Annotated in this window: 7 protein-coding genes and 1 pseudogene; 2 read left to right on the top strand and 6 right to left on the bottom strand. The window is 63.4% G+C overall.

All coding sequences use genetic code 11. The annotated features are described in order from the left end of the window. Window positions 1–477, bottom strand: a pseudogene (locus tag EN991_RS19485) (ABC transporter substrate-binding protein); the annotation flags it as partial. Between the two features lie 263 nt (window positions 478–740). On the opposite strand from EN991_RS19485, the gene EN991_RS19480 reads away from it, so the two are divergent. Further along, window positions 741–1,514 carry a gamma-glutamyl-gamma-aminobutyrate hydrolase family protein gene (locus tag EN991_RS19480; protein WP_027164201.1) on the top strand — a complete coding sequence of 258 codons (774 nt, stop codon included), beginning with the start codon at window positions 741–743 and terminating at the stop codon, window positions 1,512–1,514. Here the strand turns inward: EN991_RS19480 and EN991_RS19475 are convergent, their stop codons facing one another. The 5 genes from EN991_RS19475 to EN991_RS19455 all read right to left on the bottom strand — a co-directional run bounded on the left by EN991_RS19475 (window position 1,515) and on the right by EN991_RS19455 (window position 5,572). Next, window positions 1,515–1,919 (bottom strand): hypothetical protein, encoded by a 405-nt coding sequence (locus tag EN991_RS19475; protein WP_164766146.1) that lies wholly within the window; start codon window positions 1,917–1,919, stop codon window positions 1,515–1,517. It lies immediately after the preceding gene. 82 nt (window positions 1,920–2,001) lie between these two features. Continuing rightward, window positions 2,002–2,985, bottom strand: a complete 984-nt coding sequence (locus EN991_RS19470) for a 2-hydroxyacid dehydrogenase (RefSeq protein WP_127369338.1) — start codon at window positions 2,983–2,985, stop codon at window positions 2,002–2,004. Further along, a complete protein-coding gene (locus EN991_RS19465; protein ID WP_127259551.1) occupies window positions 2,982–4,004 on the bottom strand; it encodes a LacI family DNA-binding transcriptional regulator in 1,023 nt (340 codons plus the stop codon). Before EN991_RS19465 ends, EN991_RS19470 begins: the two co-directional genes overlap by 4 nt. 77 nt (window positions 4,005–4,081) lie before the next feature. After that, the gene (locus tag EN991_RS19460) at window positions 4,082–4,966 is read right to left on the bottom strand and encodes a DMT family transporter (protein ID WP_063173523.1); all 885 of its coding nucleotides are present in this window, start codon (window positions 4,964–4,966) and stop codon (window positions 4,082–4,084) included. A gap of 198 nt (window positions 4,967–5,164) precedes the next feature. Continuing rightward, complete coding sequence (locus tag EN991_RS19455; protein WP_024501919.1) at window positions 5,165–5,572, bottom strand: DUF2000 family protein; 408 nt, start codon at window positions 5,570–5,572, stop codon at window positions 5,165–5,167. A gap of 49 nt (window positions 5,573–5,621) precedes the next feature. Here EN991_RS19455 and EN991_RS19450 point away from each other — a divergent pair. Continuing rightward, the coding region (locus EN991_RS19450; RefSeq protein WP_127369337.1) for an AraC family ligand binding domain-containing protein at window positions 5,622–6,271 on the top strand (650 nt) is incomplete at its 3' end.

The raw sequence follows: 6,271 nt of genomic DNA, 5'->3' as shown, positions 1-6,271 counted from the left end.
CACGCCGGTGTTGCCGCCCGGCAGGCCAAAAAGACCCTGCGTGGCGAGAAACTCGTTGAACAGGTCGATGCCGCCGCCATGGTAATGCCAGGCATTCATGCCGCGTGCGTTGAGCGAAAAGGGAACCGCCGCACCGAGCGCCCATGTCGGGTCCTTGCCCCAGTAATAATATGCCACCGTATGGCAGGCCTCGACCGTGCCGGCTGTGGTGGCGTCGGCGGCCTGCAGGCCAGGTACCAGCTCACCGGCAGCAAAAACCTGGATCTGGAAATTGCCGTCGGTGGCTTCCGACAGCATCTTCGAGAACACCTCGGCGCCGCCATAGATGGTGTCGAGCGACTTCGGGAAGGACGACGCCAGCCGCCATGTCACCTTGGGATTGGACTGGGCGATTGCAGGCGCCGCCAGCGTGGCCGCCGCCGCCGCGGCACCGACGCCGGTGACACCGGCCTTGCGAATGAATGAACGACGATCCATGAAGTTCCTCCCTTTTGGATCAACAGGCCGACGTCAGAAAATCCTCGGTTTCCGTGTCGGTTCGTTCGAGACAATACACAGGCAAGAAGTCGAGTCCAGCAGGCCGGCCCGATTTGACGGCGAAGCCCGGCTGCACTGCAACTATAGTCTAACAGGCCGTTTCGTGGCCCATGCGACACGCCGAAACTTGGCATGGAAAAATAACGTGGGATCGCCTATTTTGAAGGCAGGTATCCCTTGCCCCGATGGAACATAGAGCCAAAATGCATCAGCCGCTCGTCGCCATATCGACCGACGTCCGTCAGTTCGACAACTACACCTGGCATGCCGCCCCACAACAATATCTGGAAGCGGCGATCGCCGGCGCCGGCGTGTTCCCGGTGCTGGTGCCATCGTTCGGCGACCGGCTCGATTTCGACGAACTCCTGTCGTCGGTCGACGGCGTCATGGTCACCGGCTCGAAATCCAATGTGCATCCCTCGCTTTATGGCGGCGACGCCAGTGAAGCCAATGGCCCCTATGATCCGGCGCGCGACGCCACGACGCTGCCGCTGATCCGCCGGGCGATCGAACGCGGCGTGCCACTGCTCGCCATCTGCCGCGGCATCCAGGAACTGAACGTGGCGTTGGGCGGCACGCTCGGCACCGAGATCCAGGAGCGCGAGGGTTCGCTCGATCACCGCGCGCCGGTGAGCGAGAAGCAGGACGAACGCTTCGCCATCCACCAGACCATTTCGATCAAACCTGACAGTTGCCTGGCCGGTGTGTTCGGTGCCGGCGACATCAAGGTCAATTCGTTGCACCGCCAGGCGATCGACCGGCTCGGCTCGAAGCTGCAGGTCGAGGCCGTCGCCACCGACGGCACGGTCGAGGCGGTTTCGGTGCGGGACGCCCGCGCCTTCGCCGTCGGCGTGCAATGGCACCCGGAATACTGGGTCAAGTCGGACAGCAATTCGGTGAAAATATTCCGTGCCTTCGGCGATGCGGTTCGGCTGCACGCCGCAGCGAAGGCGGGCGCGCGGGCCGCAGCGGAATAATCACTCGCCGGATTTTTTATCACGGGTGGCCGCCAGCGACAGCAGCGGCAGCGCCGGGGCATAGGATTCGTAGCCGTCGCCATCGGCAGCCACGAAGGTGACGATTGGATCGGTGCCATTGGCGCTGAAGGCAACGGTGCCATCGTTTTGCTCGCGCCAGAACTTCGCCTGTTCTATGCCCGGCAAGAGCCGACGGCATTTGGGAGCAACGGTGAGCAACGACAAACCGTCCGAAATTTCGGCTCCGCGGCTGACTGCACAGACCGCCTCATCGCCATTGGCGACCAGCCTGTAGCTGTTGGACGGGGCGGCCTCGTTGGCTACGCTTTCCCGGCTGCCGCCATGAAACAGCTGAATGCCACCAAACAGCGCTGCGGCAGCGATCAATGCGGAAAGTGCTTTCATCATTCTTCATCCACGTACACGGACAGGTTGAACAATGATTCCAAAGGGTTAAGCTGACGTTAATAAATGTGGCAGCCACCGATCAGTTTCTAGCCTTCACATGCGCCGTCTCGGGCACCGGCGTCAGCGGCCGGCGCTCGGTGAACCAGGACACCAGATTGTCGACGCACAGATCCGCCATGGCGCGGCGTGTATGGTCCGAGGCCGAGCCGACATGCGGCAGCAGCGAGGTGTTGGGCGCGTCGAGCAGCGCCTTGGGCACGTTCGGTTCGTCGGCAAAGACATCGAGGCCGGCAGCGGCGATGGTGCCGTTGGCAAGGGCTGCCGCAAGCGCTGCCTCATCGACCGTGCTGCCACGGCCGATGTTGACGAAGACGCCGTTGGCGCCAAGCGCCGACAGTATCTCGGCATTGACCGCCTTCTCCGTCGAGGCGCCCCCCGGCGCGACCGAAATCAGCGTATCCACGGCTTCGGCAAGCCCTTTCAGGGTCGCATGATAGTGGTAGGAAAGACCTTCGACACGGCGCCGGTTGTGGTAGGCGACCGGCAAGCCAAAGGCTTCCAGACGCCGGGCAATGGCCTGCCCGATGCGGCCCATGCCGAAAATACCCACACTGCGCCCGCGCAAGGTCAGCCGGCTCAGCGGATAGTTGCCCTTGCGCACCCAGCTGCCGTCGCGCAGCCAGGTCTCGGCGCGCGGCAGGTCGCGGATGGTGTTGATCAACAGCCCGATCGTGGTGTCGGCGACCTCCTCGGTCAACACGTCGGGCGTGTTGGTGACCATGATGTTTTTCGCCGCCGCATGACCGACATCGACCGAATCATAGCCGACGCCGAAGGAAGCGATGAGTTCGAGGTTGGGCAATGCATCCATCATCGCCGCGTTGATGCCGGCGAACGAAGCGACGCCGCGCACATCACTGCGCATCTCGTCGGTGACGAGCGCCGGATCGGCGCGTTCAATTCTGACACGCCTGAACGTGCGGTTGATGCGGTCGACCGCGTGGTCGTTGAAATCGCCCGGCACCAGGATGGCGACGGTCTGCAACTGTTCGGCCTTGGTCATGCACGCTCCACCGGCTTGCCGGTCGACTGACGCACATGCAGTTCCGGCTTGATCAATTCCTGCGAGGGTCGCACCGTCTGCCCGTTGAGCTTGTCGAGCAGCGCGCTGGCGGCGCGGCGGCCAACCTCGCGCTGGCCGTTCCAGACTGTGGTCAGCGCCGGCGTCGCGATCGCCGCCTCTTCGAGGTCGTCATAGCCGGTGACCGAGATGTCGACGCCCGGCACCAGGCCGGCGCGGGCAATGCCGTTCATCAGACCGATGGCGACGAGGTCGTTCCAGCAGCAGGCTGCCGTCGGTCTGTCCTTCAGCGCCAGGAACTGTCCGGCGGCCTCGAAGCCGGCCTGCTTGGTGCGCGGCCCGGCGATGCGCCAGGACGGCCTGACTTCCAGCCCGGCCGCCTCCATCGCGTTGACATAGCCTTGGTAGCGGTCACGGCCGGTCGAGGTCTGGTCGGTGCCGCCGATCATGGCAATGCGCTTGTGGCCGAGCGAGATCAGGTGGTTGGTGGCGAGGCCTGTTCCATAAGAGTCGTCGCCGCGAAAGACCGGCACGTCGGCACCCTCGACGGTGCGCGCGATCAGCACAGCCGGCAGGCCGTTCTCCTCGGCCATCACGATGTCGGAAGCCGGCGTGCCGATCGCCGGCGACATGATGACGCCGTCGGCGCCGAGTTGCAAAAGCGTATCGATGAAAGTGCGCTGCTTTTCGAGCTGATCATAGTGGTTGGACAGGATGAAGGTTTGCCGGCTGCGGTCGAGCTCGCTTTCGATCGAGCGCAGGATCTCGGCGAAGAACGGGTTCATGATGTCGTGCACGACGACGCCGACAATGCCGGAACGCGAGGTGCGCAGGCTGGCGGCGCGTCGGTTGTAGATATAGCCGATGGCGCGGGCATGTTCCTTGATGCGGTCACGGGTGGTCCCGGCAACAAGAGGGCTGTCGCGCAGCGCCAGCGAGACCGTGGCCGTGGACACGCCGAGCGCATCCGCGATCGTCGAAAGCTTGATTTTTTGTGCCAGCGACGTGTGCTCCCCGGACCTGACTTTCCAGACCTAAACTGTTTAAAGGCGGCGTTATGCCACCGATCGGGGGCAAATCAAAGTTTTTTTGCCAACGCCTCGGCCTCGACGTCCGAGGCCGCGCGGCTCCGCAGCCGAAGCCTATGCTCGCGATGGACGATGTAGAGGCCGCTGGCGACGATGATGGCGGCGCCGACCAGCGTCCAGCGGTCGGGAAACTGCTTGAAGACGATCCATCCGGAAATGATCATCCACACCATCTGCGAATAGGGATAGGGCGCCAAAGCCGTAGTCGTCGCCAGCCGGTAGGCCTGGACGAGCAGCCAGTGACCGACGCCGCCGAACACGCCGAGCATCAGCAGCACGAACCAGTGCCAGCCGTCATGCGGCAGGGAAAACGAAAACGGCAGCAGGGGCAACAGCAGCAGCGCCGGCGCCAGCGCCGAAAACAGGATGAGGCTCTCCGATGTCTCGGTCGCCGACATGCGGCGCGTCATGATGACGTAGAAGCAGTTCGACAGCATCGAGCCGAGCGCGAAGAGATGTCCGATGCCGAACACGCCGACGCCCGGTCGGGTGATGATGAGGACGCCGGCAAAGGCCGCCAGGATGGCCAGCCAGCGCCGCCAGCCCGCCCACTCGCCAAGCAGCGGACCGGCCAGCGCCGTGATCACCATCGGCCCAAAGAAATAGATCGAGGTTGTCTCGGCCAGTTGCAGGGATTTGAGCGCCAGGACATTGAATATGGTCGATCCGAACAGGAAAGCCCCGCGCAGGATATGCGCAGGCAGGTTGACCGGGCGAAACCGCATGGGTTGGCGCCAGCCGCGCAACAGGGTGCCGACCAGGATGACATGCACGGCAAAGCGCACCCAGGCAACGACCAGCACGGAAATGCCGGCGAGGACGAGGTATTTGCTTGATGTGTCGAGGAAGGTGAAGCAGACGTAAGTGGAAAGCATGCACAGGATCGCCACCGGGGGCGTCGCGCTTTCTACATGTCTTTGGGGAGCACTCACTTGCAGGCCGGGTGGGAGCTGGGCTGGACCCACCTTTGCGGGAATTGCCGGCTCCCGGCAAGCCAATTGTCGGCTGTCGCCACGCCAAAGCCGGCTGGCACAACAAGTGTCGGCGGCAGGCTTAGTCGATGCCTTTGAAAGCTACGGGTGCATACGGGCGCCCTTGGTGATCTTATCGACCAGCTTCTTGTCGGCGCGAAGCGCGATCCCGACCACCTTGGCGTCTTCAGGCGCAAATTCGGCGAAGACGGCCCGGTTGGCCGCGTCAAAGCCGGTCGAAAACATCTCCTCGACATAGAGCGAGGTGGTCACGCCGCGCTCCAATGTGCGCCGGTGGATCGTGCCCAGCGTGGCCTGGTCGGCGGACAAAACGATGACCGGCTGGATCGACAGCGGGTTGTAGAGATTGCCGGCGCGGTCGCGATAGGGTTCGCCGATGATGTCGCGAAACTGGGCGACAATGCCGCTGGTCAGGAAGGCCGTGACGTTGAGTTTCTGCCAGACCGGCAGATCTTCCCTGAGCACGATTGCAAATTTCGTATCGAACATGAGACATTGGCCATTCGGTTTGTGCCCCAATGCGAGGCTTACGGAGACGATGTCGCACGATCTAGACAGCCAGGCCTTCGAGGGTCTTGGACGTTTGTGCATCGATGCGGCGGAAAACCGTATTATCTCCGGTCCCGATCCCGCAGGCATGGAGCGGATCGAGGCACGCTTCCATGGCAGCGCGTTCGACCTGCATCGCCACGACACCTATGCGATCGGGGTAACGCTGCACGGTGTGCAGACGTTTCGCTATCTTGGTGCTGCGCGTCACAGCCTTCCAGGCCAGATCATCGTGCTACACCCCGACGAACTGCATGACGGCGGCGCCGGCACCGAGGACGGCCTGCGCTACCGAATGCTCTATTTGGAGCCGTCGCTGATGCTCGACTGCCTTGGCGGCGCTTCGCTGCCTTTTGTGAGGGATGGCGTGGTGACGGACGCGGCCTTTTGCGCAACGCTGCTTTCGGCGCTGGGGCCGCTGGAGCAGGAACTCGACGACCTGTTCGTCGACGACTTCCTGGTCCAACTGATGCAAAGCCTGACCCGGCATGGCGGCCAGCCGGCAAAGCCGATGACCCGGACGGCGTGGCGGGCGGCTGCACTGGCGCGCGACTATCTCACGGAAAACCTGACCCGGCCGGTGCGCTCCGGCGAACTGGAAGCGATAACCGGGCTCGACCGCTATGCCTTGTCACGGCA

The sequence above is a fragment of the Mesorhizobium sp. M7A.F.Ca.US.005.03.2.1 genome, from assembly GCF_003997795.1.
Classification (GTDB): Bacteria; Pseudomonadota; Alphaproteobacteria; order Rhizobiales; family Rhizobiaceae; genus Mesorhizobium; species Mesorhizobium ciceri.
Note: the sequence above shows the minus strand (reverse complement) of the source record. Positions and strands in the feature narration are given on the sequence as shown.

Bases quoted from the DNA above. Each gene is read 5' to 3' on its own strand.
- EN991_RS19480 (WP_027164201.1), top strand. From the start codon at position 741: ATGCATCAGCCGCTCGTCGCCATATCGACCGACGTCCGTCAGTTCGAC.
- EN991_RS19475 (WP_164766146.1), bottom strand. From the start codon at position 1,919: ATGAAAGCACTTTCCGCATTGATCGCTGCCGCAGCGCTGTTTGGTGGC.
- EN991_RS19470 (WP_127369338.1), bottom strand. From the start codon at position 2,985: ATGACCAAGGCCGAACAGTTGCAGACCGTCGCCATCCTGGTGCCGGGC.
- EN991_RS19460 (WP_063173523.1), bottom strand. From the start codon at position 4,966: ATGCTTTCCACTTACGTCTGCTTCACCTTCCTCGACACATCAAGCAAA.
- EN991_RS19455 (WP_024501919.1), bottom strand. From the start codon at position 5,572: ATGTTCGATACGAAATTTGCAATCGTGCTCAGGGAAGATCTGCCGGTC.